This is a genomic window from Vibrio sp. 10N.261.52.A1 (assembly GCF_002876325.1).
In the GTDB taxonomy this organism is placed as follows: domain Bacteria; phylum Pseudomonadota; class Gammaproteobacteria; order Enterobacterales; family Vibrionaceae; genus Vibrio; species Vibrio chagasii.
The window spans coordinates 1-525 of the sequence record NZ_MCYD01000168.1 but is presented as its reverse complement, the minus strand read 5'-3'; the positions used below and the strand labels follow the sequence as shown (position 1 = coordinate 525).

1 pseudogene is annotated in these 525 nt (G+C 42.7%); it reads right to left on the bottom strand.

Going from position 1 to position 525, the window contains the following annotated elements:
- Nucleotides 1–205: pseudogene (locus BCT81_RS02295) on the bottom strand (BCCT family transporter); the annotation flags it as partial.
- Nucleotides 206–525 lie beyond the last annotated feature (320 nt).

Genomic DNA, 525 nt, shown 5'->3' with positions numbered 1-525 from the left:
GAGTTGATAGCAGTTCGCCATCAAATAGGGCCAGTGTCACGAACAGAGCGATAAAACCGCCGCTGTACCAAAGTGCCGGGTTGGATAACCCTAATTTGTCTGAGGTAGATTCAGACTGGTTGGTGTTGCTTGTTGCATTACTTGCTGTGTGTGCTTGACCCGCATTTAAGCTTGAAGATTTCACGCTATTGGTTAAATCAGACATACTCTGACTCCAGAGGTTTCTTTGCAGCTGTCATAAAAATGATGACTACAAGGGTGTATTTAACACCTGCCCTATTATTTTTGTGTTGAGCAGGCTAATCCATGTTTGGGTTACCGCGTTGCGAAATAGACCGTTGTTCCTTTTGAATAGTGAATTTGGTTAAAGCAGTACTCGCTAAATGAACGTATTTAGAAGACTGCTCCTTAGATGCTGACTAGTGAGAAAAACGACTTAACCTTGGCTTTGAGGCTCTAGGCCATCTTTCAAAAAGTTAAACCAGTTTTCTCCTAAGACTTGTCCAGCTTCAGACTCGCTAAAAC